This is a genomic window from Sphingopyxis sp., from assembly GCF_036261875.1.
Classification (GTDB): Bacteria; Pseudomonadota; Alphaproteobacteria; order Sphingomonadales; family Sphingomonadaceae; genus Sphingopyxis.
On record NZ_DATAJZ010000034.1, the window covers coordinates 62452 to 81196 of the forward strand.

The window sequence follows — 18745 nt, forward strand, 5'->3', positions numbered from 1 at the left end:
GGCCGCCGTCAGGCGATCGCCTTCCTGGTCTTGAGTTCCTCGATGCGGTCCCAGTCGAGCCCCAGCTCCATCAGGAACAGCTCGGTATGCTCCGAGGCCTCGGGCGCGCGCGTGTTTTCGACGCCCGCATGATTGAACTGCACCGGATTGGCGACGAGCCGGATCGGCGCGCCGCCGTCGGCGCTCTCGACCTCGAAGATCAGGTCGTTCGCGAGCACCTGCTCGTCGCTCGCGACGTCGTGGACCGACTGATAGGCCGCCCATTGCCCCTTCATTGTCTTGAGATGCCGGGTCCAATAGTCGAACGACCGGGCCGCGATCGCTTCCCTGACCAGCGGATAGGCCTCCGCTGCGTTCGCCATGATTGCTTTGGCGGTCGAGAAGCGCGGATCCTTCGCGGCTTCGGGGATGCCGAGGTGGCCGAACACATCGTCGATATAGGGTCCGGGCGATAGCACGGTCAGGTTGATGAACTTGCCGTCGGACGTCTTGAACACCCCCATGAACGGGTTGGTGCCGACCGCCTGGCCGCCGCCCGGCATCAGATTTTCGAACGGGTCCTTGTCCAGTTCCATCGCGACGTCGACCGAACAGGCGGTGGCCCAGATACCCGACGACAGCAGCGACACGTCGACCTCTGTCGCTTCGCCGGTCCGTTCGCGATGGAACAGTGCCGCGGCGATCCCGCCGGCGATATTCATGCCGCCGATCGTGTCGCCATAGGCGGGGCCGGGCTGCGTCAGCGGGCCGTCGAGCGCCTTGGGCGTCACCAGCACCGCCGATCCGCCGCGCGCCCAATAGGCGGTGCTGTCGAACCCGCCCTTGTCGCGCTCGGGCCCCTTGTCGCCGAAGGCGCTGCCGCGGACATAGATGATGTTCGGGTTGGCGGCGCGGATATGCTCGATGTCGATCTCCAGCTTCTGCCGCGCCGAGGGGAGATAGTTGGTCAGGAAGACGTCGGCGGTCTTCGCGATCTCATAGAGAAGCTCGCGCCCCTCCTCGGTCGAGATGTCGATGCCGACGCTGCGCTTGCCGCGATTGGGATGCTGCATCAGCGACGAGCGCTGCGGGTTTACCGCGAGCCGCTGGAGCATCTGGATGCCGCGCTGTGCATCGCCGCGCACCGGATGCTCAATCTTGATCACGTCGGCGCCCCAGTCGGTCATCACGCCGCCCGCGGCAGGCACGAAAGTGAATTGTGCGACCTCGAGAACGCGGATGCCCTCCATGACTTTTGTCACTTGCCGTCTCCCTTATTCGGCGTGGAAGCCGATCACCTTCTGATAGGTGAATTCGTTGAGCCCATCCTCGCCATATTCGCGGCCGTAGCCCGATCGCTTGATGCCGCCGAAGGGCGCGTCGGACTGCATCGTTCCGGCGCCGCCGTTGATCGACACGCCGCCGGTGCGGACCTTCAGCGCCATGCGATAGGCCTGGCCCGCATCCGCCGAGTAAATGGCGCCCGACAGGCCGAAGTCGCTGGCGTTCGCCAGGGCGACGGCCTCCTCGTCATCGTCGAAGCCGATCACCGCGCCGATCGGTCCGAACACTTCCTCCTGCGCAAGACGGCTGTCGTTCCGCACATTGTCGAACAGGGTGGGTTCGTAGAAGAAGCCCTTGTCGAAGCCTTCGGGGCGCTTGCCGCCCGCGACCAGCGTCGCGCCCTCGTCCTGTGCGATCGCGACATAATCCTCGGTCCGCTTGCGCGCGACTTCGCGGATCAGCGGACCATAGCTGACGCTCGGATCGACCGGGTTGCCGATCTTGATATGGCCGAGCATCGCCTTCATTGCCTCGACGAATTGCGGGCGGATGCTGTTGTGGACGAGGTGGCGCGTCGTCAGCGCGCAGCCCTGGCCGCAATGGGTGGTAAAGCCCATCAGGCCCGCCGCGGCCGCCTTCTGGATGTCGGCGTCGGCGCGGACGATCAGCGCCGACTTCCCGCCGAGTTCCATCACGATGCGCTTGAGCGTCGGCGCCGCCTGCGCCTGGATCATTGCGCCCACCTTGTCCGACCCGGTGAAATGGACGAGATCGACGCGCGGGTCGGCGGTCAGCAGCTTGCCCGCCTCGACGTCGCCGGTGACGATGCTGAGCACCCCCTTGGGCAGCCCGACCTCGTCGGCGATCTCGCCAAGCACCAGCGCCTCGAGCGGCGTATAGGGCGAGGGCTTCAGCACCACGGTGCAGCCGACCGCGAGCGCGGGAACGACCTTGCCGATGTTGAGGAAGAAAGGAAAATTATAGGGCGAGATGGCGGCGACGACGCCGACCGGTTCGCGGCTGACGACACCGGTGCCGAGCGTCGTGCGGCCTTGCGCATTCGGGGTCAGCTCGACCGGCAGGGGAGTGACGGCGGGACGCGAGGCGACCTCGACCGTCCGCCGCGCATGTTTCATCGGGATGCCATATTGCAGAAATTCGGCGAGCATCCGCGTCGCGCCTGCTTCGGCGATGATCATGTCGACGATTGCGCTCTTGCGGGCGTCGAGCGCATCGAGAAAGCGGGTCAATATCCTTTGCCGCTCGACGACGGGAAGGTGCGGCCAGTCGCCGCGATCGAATGCATGGCGTGCGGCACCGATCGCAGCGTCGATCTGCGCGGCGCTGCCCACCGGCGCCTCGATCAGCAGGCTTTCGTCGGCGGGGTTGATCACCGCCTCGCGCTGGTCGGTCTTCTCCCATTCGCCGCCGATGTAGATGGCGTCGTCATACTTCAGAAAGGCCATGTGTCAGTCCTTATTCAGCGTCCCAGACGATTGGCAGGTTGCGGATCGAGAGCAGGCTGGGGACCACGGTCGTGTCGGCGCCTTCCTTGACGCGGAAAGGCTGCGGGATGCGGTCGAACCATTCGTCGAGCAGCACGCGAAGCTCGCGCCGCGCGAGGTGCGCGCCAAGGCAGATATGGACCCCGCCCGCGAGGGTGAAATGGCGGTTGTTCTTGCGCGCGGGGTCGAACCGGTGTGGGCATTCGAACTGTTCAGGGTCGAAATTGCCCGAGGTGTTGAACACCGTGACCCAGTCGCCGGCCTTGATCTGCACGCCGTGCCACTCGAAATCGCGCTTCACCTTGCGTCCCGAATTGACGAGCGGCTGGGTGCGCAGAAATTCCTCGACCGCCGAGTTGATCAGCCCCTTGTCCGCGCGAATCTGCGCCTGCAACTCGGGGTGCATGGCGAGGCGGCGGAACATCTGGCTGACCGTCGAGGCGACCGTGTCGAGCCCGCCGAGCCACAGGAACCAGGTCATGCCGATGATCTCGTCGTCGGTCAGCGGCTGCCCGTCGATCGTGCCGTTGGCGATATAGCTGCCGAGCGTGTCGTCGGCCGCCGCGTGCTTGTCGGCGATGAAGCCGCGCAGATAGGCGAGCACGCCGCGCACCGCCTCCGCCTTCTTCGCAATCTCCTCTTCGTGCAGGATGTTCCATTCCCAGTCGAGGAACTGCTCGAACATGGTGAAGGGGAAACCCATCAGGTCGAGGAAGACGCGCACCGGAAAGACGCGGCCGAAATCATAGGCGATATCGACCTCGCCCTTGGCGGCGAACTGGTCGATCATTCCGCCGATGATCTCGCGGATGCGCGGCTCGCGCGCGTTCATCGCGACGGGAGTGAACCAGGGATTCAGGAACTTCCGGTATTTGCCGTGATCGGGCGGATCGATGCCGAGCGGAATCGACGGAAAGCTCTCGCCGGCCAGCGCCTGAAACTGCGCGACGCCTTCGGACGAGAAAAGGCCGTTGTCCTCATAGACGCGGCGGATGTCCTCATAGCGCGTCACGACCCAGGCGCCGTGGCGATTGCCGCTGACCGGCCAGGGATAATAATGGATGCGAGGGAAATCCGCGTCGCGCACCACGTCCATCGGCCGATAGGGTTCGACCAGATCGTTGGGGACGATACCGGCGGCGAAGCGCGTGTCGAGCACCAGCTCGGGCGGCACATGCGCCGGGACGGGCGGGGCATCGGCCCCGGCCCGCGCGACCGGACGATGTTCGGTGACGGTCGTCATCGATCAGGCCGAGGCGAACATGCGTTCGATGTCGCCCGACGTCACGGGGCGCCGCGCCTTGCCGATCGCATCCATGCTGTCGGTCTTGAGCCCGCCGAGGTTGTGGCGCGGGCTGACGTCGACATCCTTGCCGAGTTCGCGCAGGTGGGCGACCGTGCAATTCTCGCGCCCGCCGTTCAGTGCGAAGGCATCGAAGCTATATTCGCGCATGACGTTGAGGTGCGTGATCTTGTCGATCGTCTCCTTTTTCAGCGCGTTGACCGAGGCCCACAGATATTCGGGAACATTGGGCCACACCGTGTCCGAATGCGGATAATCGCATTCATAGGCGACCATGTCCTCATTCATATATTCGAGGTTCTTCACCCCGAACTGGTCGTCGATGAAACAGCAGATGATGTGCCGCTTGAACAGGTCGGAGGGCCGCTCGCCATGGAAATCGGTGAAAGTCCATTCGTGATGATGCTCGTGCGTGAAATCGGCGCGCTCGAGGAAATAGGGAATCCAGCCGATGCCGCCCTCCGACAGCGCCATGCGCAGGTCGGGGTAGCGCTGCCAGAATTTGGCGAAGGTCCAGTCGGCCGCCGAATTGGCGATCGAGATCGGCATCGCGGTGATCCATGCGTCGATCGGGCTTTCGGGCGACGGATGGAGCGCGCGGGCACCGGTGCCGATGTGGCAGTTGATCACCATCTTGTAATCGGAGCAGGCTTTCCAGAAGGGCTCCCAATATTCGTTGTGGATGCTCGGCAGGCCGATGTTCGACGGGTTGTCGGAGAAGCTGACGGCGTGGACGCCGAGGTCGCTCATCCGTTTCATTTCCCTCAGCGTTTCCTCCATGTTCCACATCGGAATCAGGCACATGGGAATGAGGCGGCCGGGCGCCGCGGCGCACCATTCCTGCACATGCCAGTCGTTCCATGCGCGGCAGGCGAGCAGCGCTTCCTCGGGCGCTTTCTGCGCCATGCCGACGAAGGTGCCGCCGGCGAAGCTCGGCATCGTCGGAAAGTTCAGCGAGGCGAGCACGCCGTTCGCGTTCATGTCATCGACGCGCAATTTCGGGTCGTACGTGCCGGGGCGAAGCTGGTCGAACGCGCTCGGCTCCATGCCATATTCGCTGCGCGGACGGCCCACGACGGCGTTGAGCCCGATCGTCGGGAAGCGCTGGCCGTTCCACAGCCAGATATCCTTGCCATTATCCTGCACGATGCGCGGCGCGCGATCCTTCTTTCCTTCGGGATAATGACGGATGAAGGCTTCGGGCGGCTCGACCGCATGATCGTCGACGCTGATGATGATCATGTCGTCCATCTGCATGGCGACTCTCCTCTCTCGCTGCTTCTCGTTACGCGCATCATCGCAAAAATTGACGATGTGTCAACTATTGGATTATGACCTGGTTATATAAGTTGACCGGAAAATCGGGGAGAGGATGATGACGGCGCGCATATTACCGGTGATCGACAAGGATAATGAAGCGTTCTGGACCTGGGGACGCGACGGAAAGCTCGCGATCCATCGTTGCGCCGACTGCGCCGGCTATGTGCATCCGCCGGTCCCTTTCTGTCCGCGATGCGAGGGCCGAAACGTCGGGCCGCACGCGGTGTCGGGCGGCGGTCGTGTCGCCACCTTCACCGTCAACCACAAGGCATGGGTGCCGGATCTCGCCGTCCCCTATGTGCTCGCGCTGGTTGCGATCGACGAGCAGGATGATGTGCGGATCGCCTGCAACATCGTCGATTGCGCGCCCGAGGACGTCACGTTCGACATGCCGGTCGAGGCGTGTTTCGAGGCGTGCGAAGATCTTTGGGTGCCGCTTTTCCGTCCGGTGCGCGCATGACCCGCTTCGCCGAAAAAGACACCGCGATCACCGGTATCGGCATGTCCGACGTCTCGCGCGGCGCGACGAAATCGGCGCTCGCGTTGACGGTCGACGCGTGTCTCGAGGCCATTGCCGACGCGGGGCTGACCCGCGCCGAGATCGACGGCATCGCGACCTGGCCCGGTGAGCGCGCCGACGGATCGGGTTTCTCGCCGGTCGGTTGTGCTGCGGTGCAGGACGCGCTGCGGCTGGAGGTCGGCTGGTACGCCGGCGGCGGCGAAGCGCCGGGGCAATATGGCGCGGTGTTCAACGCGATCGGGGCGATCGCGGCGGGACTTTGCCGCAATGTCCTGATCTTTCGCACCATGTACGAAGCGACCGCGCGCAAGACCGCCTACGCCAATTCACTGCTGCGCGAGGGACAGAGGCAGGCAGGGCCGTTCGCCTGGTATGCACCCTATTACACCTATGCCGCGGCGCTCCAGCAGGCGCTTTTCTTCAACCTCTATGCCCACAAGAGCGGAATCACGCCCGAACAGGTGGGGCAGATCGCAGTGAACCAGCGCCGCAACGCCGCGCTCAATCCGAAAGCGATCTACCGGACGCCGATCACGATCGAGGATTATCTCGAAGCTCCTCTGATCGCGACCCCGCTCCGCCTGTACGATTGCGACGTGCCCATCGATGGCGCGGCCGCGATCATCGTTTCGCGGATGGACGTCGCGCGCACGCTCAGAAACCCACCGATCCGCATCGAGGCGATCGGCTCGTCGATGCGCTACCGCAACAGCTGGACTCAACTCGACGCGCTCGACACGCAGGCGCAGCCAAAGGTCGCGGAGATGCTGTGGGACCGAACCGACCTGAAGCCTGCGGACGTCGACATCGCGCAGCTCTACGACGGCTTCAGCTTTCACACGATCAACTGGCTTGAAAACTTCGGCTTTTGCGAACGCTATGAAGCCAAGCATTTCATCGAGGGCGGCACGCGCATCGCGCTGGACGGCGCGCTTCCGGTCAACACCGGCGGCGGCGCGCTGTCGGCGGGGCGGCTGCACGCCTATGGCGCAGTCCACGAAGCCTGCACGCAGCTTTGGGGAAGGGCGGGCGACCGGCAGGTCAAAGGCGAGCCGCGGGTTTGCGCGACATCGACCTCGGGCGGGCCTTTGGCGGGCGCGATGCTGCTGGTGCGTGATTAGGCCTGCCAGGCGATTTCACCGCCGATCAGGGTGAGGGCCACCGTCGCGAGTGCGCCGGGATCGCCCGGCCAGTCGTAAAGGATCAGATCGGCCGGTCCGCCGACCCGCAGCGGCCCGGTCTGATAGAGCGCCAGCGCTTTGGTCCGGCTGATCGCCTCGCTGCCGCCGATCACCGCGCCCTCGCGTGTCCGTCGATCGGTCGCGGCGCGAAGGGCGATCCATGGGTCGGCATCGCCATAGGGTGCGTCCGATCCGCCGAGCATCGGCACATCCGCTCGTAGCAGCGAGCCGAGCCGATACAGATCGTCCAGTTCCTCCGGTGCCATCTGCGCGCGATAACGGTCGCCGCGGTCGTGGATGAAATTGGGCTGCGTCACGACGGTCAGTCCGGCGGCCGCGATGTCGCCGATCAGGCTTTCGGCTATCATCCCGCCATGCTCGATCCGGTCGCCCGGCCGTGGGCCGCCCGCTTGGGTGAGCGCCTCCAGAATGAAGAGAAGTTCGCCCAGCGTCACGCAATGCGCCGCGATATTGCGGCCGAGCGATCGCGCTGCTGCGATGCGCGCCACGACGGCTTCGACCGGCGGCAGGTCGTTTTCGTCGAGCAGCAGCTTTACGGGCCCCAAGGCATAGTCTTCACCGGCAAGCAGGCTTTCGGTCCCCATCAGCACCAGGCGCTGCGGCATGGCGTCTGCCAGAAGCGCGGCTTCGGCCGGACCGTTCGACGCCCCCGCGTCGGTTACGCCGGTCACGCCCCACCGCGCCAGCCGCGTCCCGAGCGCCGCTAGCGAGGGCGGCGTACCACCGATCCGCTCGCGCAGCCATGCGTCGCCGCGCCAGATGCGGCCGCTCGGTTGGCCGGCTGCGTCCTCCTCGACACAAGGCGGAAAGGGCGGCCCGCCGAGTTTTGCGATTCCCGCGCTGTTGAGCAGCCAATAGCCGCCGGTGCGATCCTGCATCCGCAGCGGATGGTCGGGCAACCATCCATCGAGCTGCAGACGGTCCGGCAGCCCGGCGATCCGCTCGTCATAGCCCGTCGCGCGCACCCAGTCCCCGGGCGTGCCCGCGCGCGCGCGCAAGCGGGCGATGGCTTCGCTTTCGGTCCGGCAACCGGCGAGGTCCACCGACTCCATCCGCGCGGCCGTTGCCAGCAGGTGCAGGTGGTGATCGTGCAGCCCGGCCCCTGCCGTCAGGCCGCGCGCGTCATATTCGGGGCCGCTGCCATCCACTTCGGATCCGATTGCGGCAATGCGGCCGCCGCGGACGCCAAGGCTCAACGCCGCCCCGCGCGCGTCGCGCGCATTGCGGATCAGCAGATCGAAGATCACCGCAGCGCTCCGGCAAACCCGGCCGCCGTCCCCGCCAGCGGGACGTCCAGCAAACCGCACTGGCCCGCCTCGATGGCTTCCAGCGCCAGCGTCGCGGCGGTCAGTCCGGTCAGCGGATCGGCGAGCGCGTCGCCCATGAATCGCGGTTCTTCGCCTTCCAGGCCGATCAACCCGCCCGCCGCCGCGCAATCGTCGCCGAAACCGACGCGCATCGCCGCTTCTCCGCGCCAACCGTGCGCGGTGATCGCGATCCAAAGCAGGCCGGGGTTGATCGCGAACAGCCGCTCCTCGTCCAGCCCGAGCCGGGAGAGCGCGTGCGGCCGTGCGGCGGTGATGAGGATGCGTGCCGCCGCAATCCGTTCGGACAGCTTCTCCGATTCAAGGTCTATTGTCAGTCGCCGCTTGCGGCCGTTGAGGCGCGCGTCGAGATGCGGCGTGTGAACCGACGTGGGGTCGGGGCGCTCGGGATTGTCGATCTTCACCACGTCGAACCCCGCCTCGGCAAGCAGCCCGCCGCAATAGGGGCCTGCCCAGAGCGCCGACAGGTCGATGACCGGGCCATCGCGCTTCCCTCCACCACGCAACTGCTGGAGCGGCGACGGCTCGGCCTCACCGACGCGGGCAACTGGCAGGTGAAGCATTGTGCTGTTAGCGACCATCTCCGCGGCATCGCGCCCGGCTGCGTTCGTGATGACAGCTTCCCATGGGTCGTCGTCGAAGCCCGCGCCCGTCCATGCCGGGATCATATCCCGATCCTCCGCGCGCGCCAGCGAGACGGCGATCCAGTCGTCGCGACAGGCGATCAGCCGGCAATGGCGGTTCGGAGACCAGATTCCGGGCTCGCCGAGCACCAGATCGTCGTGGCGCGACAGCGCTCGCCGCGGATCGAAGGCGATCCGCCCGCGCGCCGCCGTCACGAGCCGCGCGCCCGCCTCGGCGACGGCGTCGAGCAGCGCGGTCACGGCCTATCCTCGATCGCGTGGATCAGCCCCCATTCGAGTGCCCGCCGCGCGCCGATGCGTTTCGCCGACAGCAACATCCAGAGCGTGCGGTGGCGCCCGATCGCGCGCGCGATCGTCGCCGTGCCGCCCGCGCCGGGGATCAGTCCCATTCTGATCTCGGGAAGCTGGAACCAGGCGTCGGCCGCGGCGGTCCGTCGGTGCGCCGCCGCCGCGATCTCGATGCCCGAGCCGACGCAGGCGCCGTGCAACTGTACCGTCCCGCGTCCGCCGAGCGCGTCGAGCGCGCGCGCGCAGCTATGCAGCGTGCGCACGGCATGCGCTTCGGCAAGATCGCGCGCGCTTCCGAACTCGGCGATGAGGCCGCCGGTCGAGAAGCATTTGCCCGCGCCTTGCAGCAGCACGTCGGGGGCGCTCGGATCGTCGAGCGCATTGGCGAGCGCTTCATAGAGTGCGTCGCGCATCGGCGCTGATATGGCGTTGCGGTTCGCGGGATCGTTCAACGTCAGGCTGATCCGGTCGCCGTCCCGTGCGATCGCCAGCGGCTCGGGCGGGAAGGGCGATGCTTCGGCTCGAGCGCCGTCGCGCCACCGCGCAAACTCGCCGCCGCCGAGCAAGGCGGAATAAGCGAGCGATTCGATCCGTAGCGCTTCGGCGAGCGGCCGTTCCGCCGTCAACCTCAGCACCTCGGCGGCGATCGTCGCCGCAAGCGGATTCGCGCGCGCTGCGTCCGCCAGCCGTTCGGGCTGCGGGTCGGACACCCACGGGTGCGGCGCATCGGGGGCGATGGTCAGCAACAGATCGAAATCGTCGGCGGCTACCGCGGGCAACAGGCCCTCGCGGTCGACGCCGATCACGACCGCCTGGATCGGCACCTTCGGCCGCCGCCAGCCCGCGGCATCGACGACCAGCACCGGCTGCCCGCCCGGCGCGGACAGGCGGTCCGCGTCGAGATGGTCGGGGCCGGTCATCCTGCCCTGTTAATCGGCGCAGACGGCTTCCGCCAGTTCGGCTTTCAGCACCCGGCGTAGCAGCTTGCCCGTCTCATTATAGGGGAGGGCGCCCCGCACGAACCATTGCTCGGGCGTCTTGGTCGAACGAAGCTGCGCGCGGATCGTCTGCCCCATCGCCTCGATATCGGGGTGGCCCGACCGCGACACGATGACCGCGACGACCTTCTCGCCCCATTTTTCGCAAGGAATGCCAAGCACCGCGCAGTCGGCGATATCGTCGAAGGTCCGCAGCATATCCTCGATCTCGCCGGGCGAGATATTCTCGCCGCCGCGCACGATCACATCGTCAAGGCGTCCCTCGACGAACAGATAGCCGCCCTCGTCTAGCCAGCCCGCATCATTGGTGGCGAACCAGCCGTCGTCGGCGATCGCCTTCTTGTGCAGATATTCCCCGGATACCTGCTCGCCGCGCACATGGATTTCGCCATGCTCGCCCGGCGCGCAGCACGAGCCGTCCTCGCGGCGGATTTCGAGTTCGACGCTCGGCAACGGCTGACCGACCGACGCGATGCGGCGGCGGATCAGCGGGTCGTCGGACGCGAAAGCGGCGCGATGATCCTCGGCCCCGAGCAGCGCGATCGTCGAACTTGTCTCGGTCAGGCCATAGGCGTTGACGAAATCGACATGCGGCAGCATCGCCAGCGCGCGCGCGATCACCGGTTCGGGCATCTTGCCGCCGCCATAGGAGAGCGCGCGCAAGGCGGGCAGCGTCTCGCCGGTTTCCGCCATCACGTCGAGAATGCGGTCGAGCATCGTCGGCACGACCATTGCGTGGGTGATCGCCTCGCGCGCGGCGGTCGTCACCCAATCCTCGGCGGTGAAGGCGGGCAGATAGACGATGCGCCGCCCGCCATAGGCAGCGGTCAGGATCGCCGAGATTCCGGCGATATGATAGGGCGGCACGCTGACCAGCGCGGCTTCGCCTTCGTCGGCGCCAAGGAACTCGACCGTCTGCATCACATAAGAAGTCAGGTTGGCGTGGCGCAGCACCGCCGCCTTCGGGTCGCCGGTCGTGCCGCTGGTGAACAGCAGTACCGCTATGTCGGTCTCGGCTTCGGGCAGGTCGGCGCGCTCGGGCGTCGCGCCCGCCAGGAATTCGGCCTCGAAATCGCTGCGAGCGATCAGTTCGATGCCTTCGGCCGGCGCGATGCGCGGCAGCATGTCGTCGTCGGCAATCAGCACCGCGGGTGCGCTGCGTGCGACGAGCTTGTTGAGATCGCTGTCGGCGAGACGATAGTTGAGCGGCACGAAGGGCGTTCCGGCCATCCCGCTTGCGAACAGCAGCAGCGGCAACGCCTCTCCGTTCATGCCCAGAAAAGCAGTGTTCGCCTTGCCTCGGCTCCGGAGCCAGGCTGCGACCTGGCTGGCGCGCGCGCGATAGGCGTCGAAATCGAAGCCGTCTTCGCGCGTGCCGAGCGCGATGCGGTCGAAAGCCGCGTCGGCGGCGATGTCGAGCAGCAGGGGCGTGCGCATGGAATCAGTCCGATGCGGGCAGCGGCTTTGCGCCTTTCAGCGTCAGAGGCCTGCCGTCGAACGCCAGCGACCCCTTGCCCGCCTTGGCGCCAAGCACCTCCAGCCCGCTTTCCTCGTCGATATAGCGTTTGCCGATCGCGACACCCTCGGCGAAATCGGGGCTGACGGCGCCGGTGGGCGCGGCCGCATCGTCGATCGGCAGGACCGCCGCACCGCCGCACTGCAGTTCGCCTGCGCCGCTCGGCGGCCGGACCACCACCATCTGCGCATCGCACACCGCACTTTTCCAGCGCGACCCCGGCTTCAATTCCATTCGATCGATCCTTTCCCTTCAGCGGTCCCGCCGCTGGCGGCCGACTTTGAAAGCGCTATAAGATAATCGACAAAGAAAGTAAACGTAGTTATATAACTGATCGAGGGAGCGGGGACGATGACCGTCGCGCTCTCGCAACATAGGAGTTTGCTGTCCCATGCCGCCTGTGTCTCCGCCGCCTTCTGCTGCGAGAATCGCGCCTTCGGCATCAGGACGGCGGCCGGCTCTATCCGGCGGCGCGGTCGATGCCGATCTGCGGGCGCTTGCCGCCGATCGCCTCGAAATAGCGCCCGACCGCTGCGCCTGTCGATTCGGCCCATCGCGTATCCGGAACCACATCGTCGAACTCGACCAATATATGCATACGGCCGACGCCGCGCGCATCGATCCCCTGCGCTTCCGCCGCCGCGAGAGAGGCGACCATGTCGCGCGCGCCGCATGAAAAGAGGAGGCGGACCCCCGGCCCGAACCGATCGGGGTGCTGCACGGCCTCCGTCGATAGGCGTGCAAGCTGTTCGTCGAACGAATTCGCCGTCGTCATTCTTCCGTTCCTCGTCTCTTCCGGGGAGGGCATTCTGCGCAGCAGCTTACAGCAGCAAAAGGGCGCGCCGCAATCGGATAGCCGCCGCCGGGGCGAAATTCGGCCCCGCGCGATACGGGCTTAGCTCCAAATCTCCCGCCGATGTTTGATCCCGATTGATTGCAAGGAACTGTCATGCACCCGCGATTTCATGCCGAAACCTTTCCCGACAAGGCTGCGGTGATTCGTTCCGACACCGGCGAAGCCCTGACCTATGGCGCATTGGAGGCGCGGGCGAATCGCGGTGCGCATCTGTTTCGCAGCCTTGGCATCGCGGCGGGGGACACGATCGCCATATGGCTTCCGAATCGGCTCGAATATTATGAAGTCTATTGGGCGGCTCAGCGCGCCGGCCTCTATATCACGCCGCTTTCGACCAAGCTGACGGCCGAGGAAGCCGCCTATATCCTGACCGATTCCAGTTCGCGGCTGCTCGTGACCAGCGGGGAGATCGACCAGCTTGGCGCGCTGCTGGAAAAGGCGCCCTCCGCTCTGCGCCATATCTACACCGTCGGTGCGCGAGTCGCGGACCTTCCGGATTGGGGCACGATCGCCGATTTCCCTGCGACGCCGATCGCGGACGAAAGCGCCGGCTTTCACATGGTCTATTCGTCCGGAACGACCGGGCGGCCCAAGGGTATCCGTCTGCCGCTGTCGGGCGGACCGGCAACGGAGCCGCATATGCTCGCCGAGCGGCAGCAAAGCCGCTACGGCGCCGGCCCGCACTCGGTCTATCTGTCGCCCGCGCCGCTTTACCATACGGCGCCGCTCGCCTTCACCACCTCGATCCAGCGGCTCGGCGGCACGGTGATCCTGATGCCGAGATTTACGCCCGAAGACGCGCTTGCGGCGATCGAAAAATATCGCGTCACGATCACCCAGATGGTGCCGACGATGTTCGTGCGGATGCTGCGGCTCCCCGACACGCAGCGCGCGGCCTATGATATTTCGTCGCTCACCCATGTCATCCACGCGGCCGCGCCCTGTCCGGTCGAGGTCAAGGAGCGGATGATCGAATGGTTCGGGCCGATCATCTATGAATATTATGGCGGGTCGGAAGGCAATGGATCGACCTTCATCACGCCTCAGGAATGGCTGCGCAAGAAGGGCTCGGTGGGCTGCGCCGACTGGGGCGCGATCCATATCTGCGACGAGGACGGCCGCGAACTTCCGCCCGGCGAGCAGGGGCTGATCTATTTCGAGGGCGGCTGGGATTTCCAATATCTCAACGACGTCGAAAAGACGAAGGAGTCGCGCCATCCGCACCACTCTGGCTGGTCGGCGCTCGGCGACATCGGCTATCTCGACGCGGACGGCTATCTCTTCCTCACCGACCGCAAGAGCTTCATGATCATCTCGGGCGGGGTGAACATCTATCCGCAGGAGGTCGAGAATCTGCTGATCGTCCATCCCAAGGTGGCCGATGCGGCGGTCATCGGCGTGCCGAGCGCCGAGATGGGCGAAGAGGTCAAGGCCGTCGTGCAGCCGCGCGACGCCGCTGCCGCCGGGCTGGAATTCGAAGCCGAACTCATCGCCTATTGCCGGGCGCATCTGAGCGCTGTCAAATGCCCGCGCAGCATCGATTTTGTGGCCGAACTGCCGCGCCACGAAACGGGCAAGCTCTACAAGCGCGAGATACGCGACCGCTATTGGGCTGGCCATGAGAAGCGCGTCGCCTGAGGGGCGAAGGGGAAAGAAGGACAGGCATGAACGAAAATTTCATCGAGGCGATGATCGCGGCGGCCGAACGCGTCCCTGGAGCGAGCCTCGTCGTTGCCTCGGAAACCCGTCCGTGCGTGACGACGCTTGCCGGAGTCGTGACCGCCGGCCGCCGGATGGGCACGCGCCTTGCCGGAGAGGGCATCGGTCCGGGCGACGTCATAGCCTGCATGGTGCCGGGCTGGCGCGAGTGGCTCGTCGTTGCCGTCGCTGCGGCGCAGGCGGGAGCGGTCATGCTGCCGATCGTGACCATTTATGGACCGAACGAACTCAGCTTCATCCTGCGGCAATCGGGCGCCAAATGGCTGTTCACCCCCGAGCATTTTCGGGGGCAGGATTTTCCCGCGATCGTCGCGGCCTGCGGACCGCTTCCCGCGCTAGAGCGCCATGTAACGATCGGTGCGGAATTTTCCCGGCTCGAGGAAGAGGGATTCGTGACGGAGCCTGCGAAGCGCGCGGCGGAAGACCTGGCACTGCTCGTCTACACCTCCGGCACGACGGCGGCGCCGAAAGGCGTCAAGCATTCGGCTGCGGGCATGCTCGCCGAACTGGCGTCGCTCCGCGAATCGCGGGGGCGGGCTGGTGCGGAGGTGGTCCTTTCGCCCTGGCCTCCGGGGCATGTCGCGGGCGCGCTTTCGATGTACCGCTTCCTGTGCGACGGAACGCCGCTCGTCCTGATGGACCAATGGTCGCCCGATGTCGGGGCCGAACTCATCGATCGGCACCGGGTCACGACCTCCTCGGGCACGCCCTTCCATCTCTCGGGTCTGATGGCGTCCGCCGATGCGCATGGTCGCGACCTGACCTCGCTCCGGCAATATCTCGTCGGGGCGGCGCCGGTCCCGCCCACACTGATCGCGCGCTGCCAGGCGCAGGGCCTGTCGGTCTATCATTGCTATGGATCGAGCGAGCATCCGACCGTCACCTCGGGCGTGGTCGACGATCCGCTCGACAAGCAGCTCCATACCGAAGGACGGCCGATCGCGGGTGTCGAGCTTCGCTTTATCGGCGACGACGGGGGCGACGTGCCGCCGGGAATGGACGGGGAAATATGCACGCGCGGACCCGAATTGTTCGGCGGTTATCTCGATGAAGCGCTCAATGCCGATGCCTTTCTGCCCGGCGGCTGGTATCGGACCGGCGACATCGGACGGCTCGACGATGAGGGCTATTTGCTGATTACCGACCGCAAGAAGGACATCATCATCCGGGGCGGGGAGAATATCTCCTCGAAAGAGGTCGAGGCGCTGCTGCTTGCGCATCCAGCCGTCGCCGACGCGGCGGCGGTCGCGGCCCCCGACGACCGGATGGGCGAGGTCGTCCGCGCTTGCGTGGTCCTGAAATCCGGCGCCGCGCTGACGCTCGACGATCTCCGCGCGCATTTCTTCGCTTCCGGCATCGCGAAACAGAAGACGCCCGAACGCCTCAGCATCTTGGCCGAACTGCCCCGCAATGCGTCGGGCAAGGTGCTGAAGCACGAGCTGCGGGCGATCGCCGCTTCGGCGGCGCCGTAATTCGACCCGTGCTTCGCATCACATCGCTTCGCCGCCGAAAGGATCGAGCGTCCCGAACCAGGCGACCAGGGCCAGGATCGCGAAGGCGGCCACCGCTTCGACGATCAGGCTCCTGCGCAGGGCGGCGATGGCTTCGGACGGATATGGATCGTCGCCCGCGTCCATCCGCGCGACCGCGGCGCCGAGCGCCGGGGTAAGCCGCCAGCGATTGGCGGCGGCGAGGGCGAGCATGAGCGCGAACAGCGCGAGCTTGGCGAGAAGTCCCTGTCCATAGGGCGCGGCGAGCGACCGGCCGAGATTCTCCGCGCCGATGATCATCTGACCGTTAAGGAGCCCGGTTCCTGCGATGGTCAGGACGCAGATCGTCCCCACGACCGAAAAGCGATCGAGGCTGCGCAAGGCGATCACGACCGTCGTCGGCGACGGGCCGCCGCGCCGGGGGGACAGAAGTAGCAGAAAGGCGGCGATCGCGCCGATCCACACCGCCGCCGCCGTCATATGCACGATGTCGCTGATCCGGTGGATGGTCCCGGCGACCCCTTCGGTCGCGCCGGCGTGGCCTGACCAGGCGAGCGTCCCGACCGCCACCAGGCCCGCCACCGCGAACAGCGCGGCGACGGCGGTCGGCCACCGCCTCATCCAGATTGCCGCCGCCAGCGCGGCGGCGAGCGCGGCGCTGCGATAGAGCCAGGCGGTGCCGACGTCGCTTTGCCCGACGATGTCCCGGAACGACTGCGCGTCGAGCGCGAGGAGCCCGACGCCCTGCATCGATGCCGCGAGCACCCCCATGCCGAGCGCCGACAGGAGAAGGCCGGTCGCGCAGAGCCACCGTTCGGCGCGCCAGATGCCGTCCGTCAGTTCGGGGCTTGCGCGGTCTTGCCGCGTCAGGGCGTGGAGCGGGAAAGCGGCGAGACCGGCGATCAGCATCAGGTCGGCATAGAGCGCGAACCGGATGCCGATCAGGACGGGGTCGCTCACCGCCCTATTTCACCGTGAAGCTGAATTCGCTGCCCATGCGATGGGTATCCGCGCCCGCCGCCGACCAACTCAACGTATAGCTGCCCGCCGCGAGCGGACGCTTGAGCAGGAGCGTCATCGACTTTCCATCCTTGCCCATCGCCGACGAATAGGGAATTTTCATCGGCGGATGGTCGGTCATTCCGGGCATGGCGGTCATGACAAGGCTGGTCTTGATCGTCGTGGGGATCAGCTTTTCGCTGAAGTGCAGGCTCACCGACGTCACTTTCGAGGCTGTCGAGCCGGCGGCAGGGGTCGAAGCAATGAGTCGGGTGTGCGCGCTTGCCGCGACTGGCGCCACCAGCAGGGCGAGGGCAGCGGCTGCGGATGGAAGAAGGGACTTGAGCATAAAACCTCCAATATCGGGTCTGTCCTGCTAATACGCGGGCGGGCGGATTTCCCTCATCGATCGGTTTGAGGGATGATCGCCGCGGGCGCGTATGCTCTATATAGGAAGGCTGTTCGGCAAAGAGGTTTCATGGACGACGAACTTCGCATCTTGGGCCGGGTCGATCTGCCGGCGGCGTTCGACGCGCTCGACGACCGGGTCATCCGCGCGCTCGGCGTCCGGCGCCGCGAGGCGGTGGTCATGCGCCGGGTGATGACGCTCGCCGCCGTCCTGTCGCTCGGCGGCGGCATACTCGCCGGGAGCGTGGTGCCGCGTCCGGCGGAGGCGGCGAGCCCGCTCAGCCCGCTCGCCCCGGCCAGCGTGCTGGCGCCCTCGTCGCTGCTGGACGCGCAATAACATGCCCTCTCGCCGGGTGCTTCTGGTCGGCCTCATCGCCTTTGCCGCCGCCATCGCCGGGGTGTTCGTCGGCCGTCTGGCGACCGACGTGCCGAGGGCCAATGAAACCGAGCTTCATGCGCTCCTGCACAGCCAGCTCGACCTGACGGCCGCGCAGAAGGTCCGGATCGACACGATCGAGGCCGATTTCGCGGGCCGCCGGGGCGCGCTGGAGCAGGAGATGCGCGCCGCCAATGTCGCGCTCGCCCAGGCGATCGAGGCCGAGCATGGCTATGGCCCGCGCGTCACCGAGGCGATCGACCATAGCCATCGGGTCATGGGAACGCTGCAAAAGGAAACGCTGGAACATCTCTTTGCGATGCGCGCCGTCCTCGACCGCGATCAGGCGCGCATGTTCGACAAGAGCGTGGTCAAGGCGCTGACCGCCGATGCGCGGTGAGTGCCGGCCCGTCGCAATGGTCGGACGCGGACCTTGCCGCGCTTGCGTGCGCGGGGCGCGAAGACGCCTGCCGTGAACTGCTGAATCGCTACAAGGCCGGGGTCTACCGGCTGATCGTCCGGCAGACCGGCGATGCCGAGGAGGCGATGGATTTGACGCAGGAGGCCTTTGTCGCGGGTTTCGCGGCGATCGATCGCTATGATGGCGAGCGGCCCTTTCGCATCTGGATCAGCCGGATCGCGATCAACAAGTGCCGCGACTGGGCGCGGCGGCGCAAGGTTCGCGCCTTTTTCGCGCGCGCGCTCCCGATCGAAGCCGCGCATGACGTCGCCAGCGCCACGCCGCTGCCCGATAGCGAGGCGGGCGACCGGTCCGAACTCGCCCGCGTCCGCGCCGCGATGGCCGATCTGCCCCGGAATTTGCGGGAGGTTCTGCTGCTGCGCGGGGTGGAAGAGATGAGCCAGGCGGAAACGGCGGTTCTGCTCGACGTCAGCGAGAAGACGGTCGAAACGCGGCTCTATCGCGCACGCGCGAAACTGCGGCAATTGCTTGCCGGTAAGGGCGACGACAGACGCTATTGATGCGGTGAGCGACCGATTGGCGTGAGGGGTGG

General features: G+C 66.4%; 19 protein-coding genes. 7 read left to right on the forward strand and 12 right to left on the reverse strand.

Going from position 1 to position 18745, the window contains the following annotated elements; translation table 11 throughout:
- Positions 1-8 precede the first annotated feature (8 nt).
- The 4 genes from VHO04_RS15000 to VHO04_RS15015 are packed head-to-tail and all read right to left on the reverse strand — an operon-like array spanning position 9 to position 5328.
- Complete coding sequence (locus VHO04_RS15000; RefSeq protein WP_329629046.1) at positions 9-1241, reverse strand: CoA transferase; 1233 nt, start codon at positions 1239-1241, stop codon at positions 9-11.
- 12 nt (positions 1242-1253) lie between these two features.
- Entirely contained in the window at positions 1254-2729 is a 1476-nt protein-coding gene (locus VHO04_RS15005) for an aldehyde dehydrogenase family protein (RefSeq protein WP_329629047.1), read from the reverse strand.
- Positions 2730-2739: 10 nt separating this feature from the next.
- Positions 2740-4011, reverse strand: a complete 1272-nt coding sequence (locus VHO04_RS15010) for a cytochrome P450 (protein WP_329629048.1) — start codon at positions 4009-4011, stop codon at positions 2740-2742.
- A gap of 3 nt (positions 4012-4014) precedes the next feature.
- On the reverse strand, positions 4015-5328 hold the full coding sequence (locus VHO04_RS15015; RefSeq protein ID WP_329629049.1) for an amidohydrolase family protein: 1314 nt from the start codon (positions 5326-5328) through the stop codon (positions 4015-4017).
- Between the two features lie 115 nt (positions 5329-5443).
- On the opposite strand from VHO04_RS15015, the gene VHO04_RS15020 reads away from it, so the two are divergent.
- Entirely contained in the window at positions 5444-5851 is a 408-nt protein-coding gene (locus VHO04_RS15020) for a Zn-ribbon domain-containing OB-fold protein (RefSeq protein WP_329629050.1), read from the forward strand.
- Positions 5848-7032 carry a thiolase family protein gene (locus tag VHO04_RS15025; RefSeq protein WP_329629051.1) on the forward strand — a complete coding sequence of 395 codons (1185 nt, stop codon included), beginning with the start codon at positions 5848-5850 and terminating at the stop codon, positions 7030-7032. The genes VHO04_RS15020 and VHO04_RS15025 overlap by 4 nt, the downstream gene beginning before the upstream one ends.
- Here the strand turns inward: VHO04_RS15025 and VHO04_RS15030 are convergent.
- From VHO04_RS15030 to VHO04_RS15055, 6 genes are all read right to left on the reverse strand, one after another.
- The gene (locus VHO04_RS15030; protein ID WP_329629052.1) at positions 7029-8360 is read right to left on the reverse strand and encodes an amidohydrolase family protein; all 1332 of its coding nucleotides are present in this window, start codon (positions 8358-8360) and stop codon (positions 7029-7031) included. The two genes, VHO04_RS15025 and VHO04_RS15030, sit on opposite strands and share 4 nt — an antisense overlap.
- Positions 8357-9322, reverse strand: coding sequence for a CoA transferase (locus VHO04_RS15035; RefSeq protein ID WP_329629053.1), 966 nt, complete (start codon positions 9320-9322; stop codon positions 8357-8359). The genes VHO04_RS15030 and VHO04_RS15035 overlap by 4 nt, the downstream gene beginning before the upstream one ends.
- Positions 9319-10290, reverse strand: coding sequence for an enoyl-CoA hydratase/isomerase family protein (locus VHO04_RS15040; protein ID WP_329629054.1), 972 nt, complete (start codon positions 10288-10290; stop codon positions 9319-9321). The genes VHO04_RS15035 and VHO04_RS15040 overlap by 4 nt, the downstream gene beginning before the upstream one ends.
- 9 nt (positions 10291-10299) lie before the next feature.
- Complete coding sequence (locus VHO04_RS15045) at positions 10300-11805, reverse strand: class I adenylate-forming enzyme family protein (RefSeq protein WP_329629055.1); 1506 nt, start codon at positions 11803-11805, stop codon at positions 10300-10302.
- A 4-nt stretch (positions 11806-11809) separates the two neighbouring features.
- Complete coding sequence (locus tag VHO04_RS15050) at positions 11810-12118, reverse strand: hypothetical protein (RefSeq protein WP_329629056.1); 309 nt, start codon at positions 12116-12118, stop codon at positions 11810-11812.
- Between the two features lie 226 nt (positions 12119-12344).
- The gene (locus VHO04_RS15055; protein WP_329629057.1) at positions 12345-12659 is read right to left on the reverse strand and encodes a hypothetical protein; all 315 of its coding nucleotides are present in this window, start codon (positions 12657-12659) and stop codon (positions 12345-12347) included.
- Between the two features lie 174 nt (positions 12660-12833).
- On the opposite strand from VHO04_RS15055, the gene VHO04_RS15060 reads away from it, so the two are divergent.
- Both VHO04_RS15060 and VHO04_RS15065 read left to right on the forward strand, forming a co-directional pair.
- The gene (locus VHO04_RS15060; protein ID WP_329629058.1) at positions 12834-14378 is read left to right on the forward strand and encodes an acyl-CoA synthetase; all 1545 of its coding nucleotides are present in this window, start codon (positions 12834-12836) and stop codon (positions 14376-14378) included.
- Between the two features lie 26 nt (positions 14379-14404).
- Entirely contained in the window at positions 14405-15931 is a 1527-nt protein-coding gene (locus VHO04_RS15065) for an AMP-binding protein (RefSeq protein WP_329629059.1), read from the forward strand.
- 18 nt (positions 15932-15949) lie between these two features.
- Here VHO04_RS15065 and copD read toward each other — a convergent pair whose 3' ends face one another.
- Positions 15950-16909 carry a copper homeostasis membrane protein CopD gene (gene copD / locus VHO04_RS15070; protein WP_329629060.1) on the reverse strand — a complete coding sequence of 320 codons (960 nt, stop codon included), beginning with the start codon at positions 16907-16909 and terminating at the stop codon, positions 15950-15952.
- Between the two features lie 4 nt (positions 16910-16913).
- Positions 16914-17297 carry a copper resistance protein CopC gene (locus tag VHO04_RS15075; protein ID WP_329629061.1) on the reverse strand — a complete coding sequence of 128 codons (384 nt, stop codon included), beginning with the start codon at positions 17295-17297 and terminating at the stop codon, positions 16914-16916.
- Between the two features lie 129 nt (positions 17298-17426).
- On the opposite strand from VHO04_RS15075, the gene VHO04_RS15080 reads away from it, so the two are divergent.
- The 3 genes from VHO04_RS15080 to VHO04_RS15090 are packed head-to-tail and all read left to right on the forward strand — an operon-like array spanning position 17427 to position 18713.
- The gene (locus VHO04_RS15080) at positions 17427-17693 is read left to right on the forward strand and encodes a hypothetical protein (protein ID WP_329629062.1); all 267 of its coding nucleotides are present in this window, start codon (positions 17427-17429) and stop codon (positions 17691-17693) included.
- 1 nt (position 17694) lies between these two features.
- A complete protein-coding gene (locus VHO04_RS15085; RefSeq protein ID WP_329629063.1) occupies positions 17695-18132 on the forward strand; it encodes a periplasmic heavy metal sensor in 438 nt (145 codons plus the stop codon).
- Positions 18129-18713: an RNA polymerase sigma factor gene (locus VHO04_RS15090; protein WP_329629064.1), complete on the forward strand. Its 585-nt coding sequence runs from the start codon at positions 18129-18131 to the stop codon at positions 18711-18713. The genes VHO04_RS15085 and VHO04_RS15090 overlap by 4 nt, the downstream gene beginning before the upstream one ends.
- Positions 18714-18745: the final 32 nt, after the last annotated feature.

Excerpts from the sequence above, each read along its gene's own strand:
- VHO04_RS15080 (WP_329629062.1), top strand. The coding sequence starts at position 17,427 with ATGGACGACGAACTTCGCATCTTGGGCCGGGTCGATCTGCCGGCGGCG.
- VHO04_RS15040 (WP_329629054.1), bottom strand. The coding sequence starts at position 10,290 with ATGACCGGCCCCGACCATCTCGACGCGGACCGCCTGTCCGCGCCGGGC.
- VHO04_RS15050 (WP_329629056.1), bottom strand. The coding sequence starts at position 12,118 with ATGGAATTGAAGCCGGGGTCGCGCTGGAAAAGTGCGGTGTGCGATGCG.
- VHO04_RS15045 (WP_329629055.1), bottom strand. The coding sequence starts at position 11,805 with ATGCGCACGCCCCTGCTGCTCGACATCGCCGCCGACGCGGCTTTCGAC.
- VHO04_RS15010 (WP_329629048.1), bottom strand. The coding sequence starts at position 4,011 with ATGACGACCGTCACCGAACATCGTCCGGTCGCGCGGGCCGGGGCCGAT.
- VHO04_RS15005 (WP_329629047.1), bottom strand. The coding sequence starts at position 2,729 with ATGGCCTTTCTGAAGTATGACGACGCCATCTACATCGGCGGCGAATGG.
- VHO04_RS15020 (WP_329629050.1), top strand. The coding sequence starts at position 5,444 with ATGATGACGGCGCGCATATTACCGGTGATCGACAAGGATAATGAAGCG.
- VHO04_RS15015 (WP_329629049.1), bottom strand. The coding sequence starts at position 5,328 with ATGCAGATGGACGACATGATCATCATCAGCGTCGACGATCATGCGGTC.
- VHO04_RS15025 (WP_329629051.1), top strand. The coding sequence starts at position 5,848 with ATGACCCGCTTCGCCGAAAAAGACACCGCGATCACCGGTATCGGCATG.
- VHO04_RS15055 (WP_329629057.1), bottom strand. The coding sequence starts at position 12,659 with ATGACGACGGCGAATTCGTTCGACGAACAGCTTGCACGCCTATCGACG.
- VHO04_RS15075 (WP_329629061.1), bottom strand. The coding sequence starts at position 17,297 with ATGCTCAAGTCCCTTCTTCCATCCGCAGCCGCTGCCCTCGCCCTGCTG.
- VHO04_RS15085 (WP_329629063.1), top strand. The coding sequence starts at position 17,695 with ATGCCCTCTCGCCGGGTGCTTCTGGTCGGCCTCATCGCCTTTGCCGCC.
- VHO04_RS15065 (WP_329629059.1), top strand. The coding sequence starts at position 14,405 with ATGAACGAAAATTTCATCGAGGCGATGATCGCGGCGGCCGAACGCGTC.
- VHO04_RS15060 (WP_329629058.1), top strand. The coding sequence starts at position 12,834 with ATGCACCCGCGATTTCATGCCGAAACCTTTCCCGACAAGGCTGCGGTG.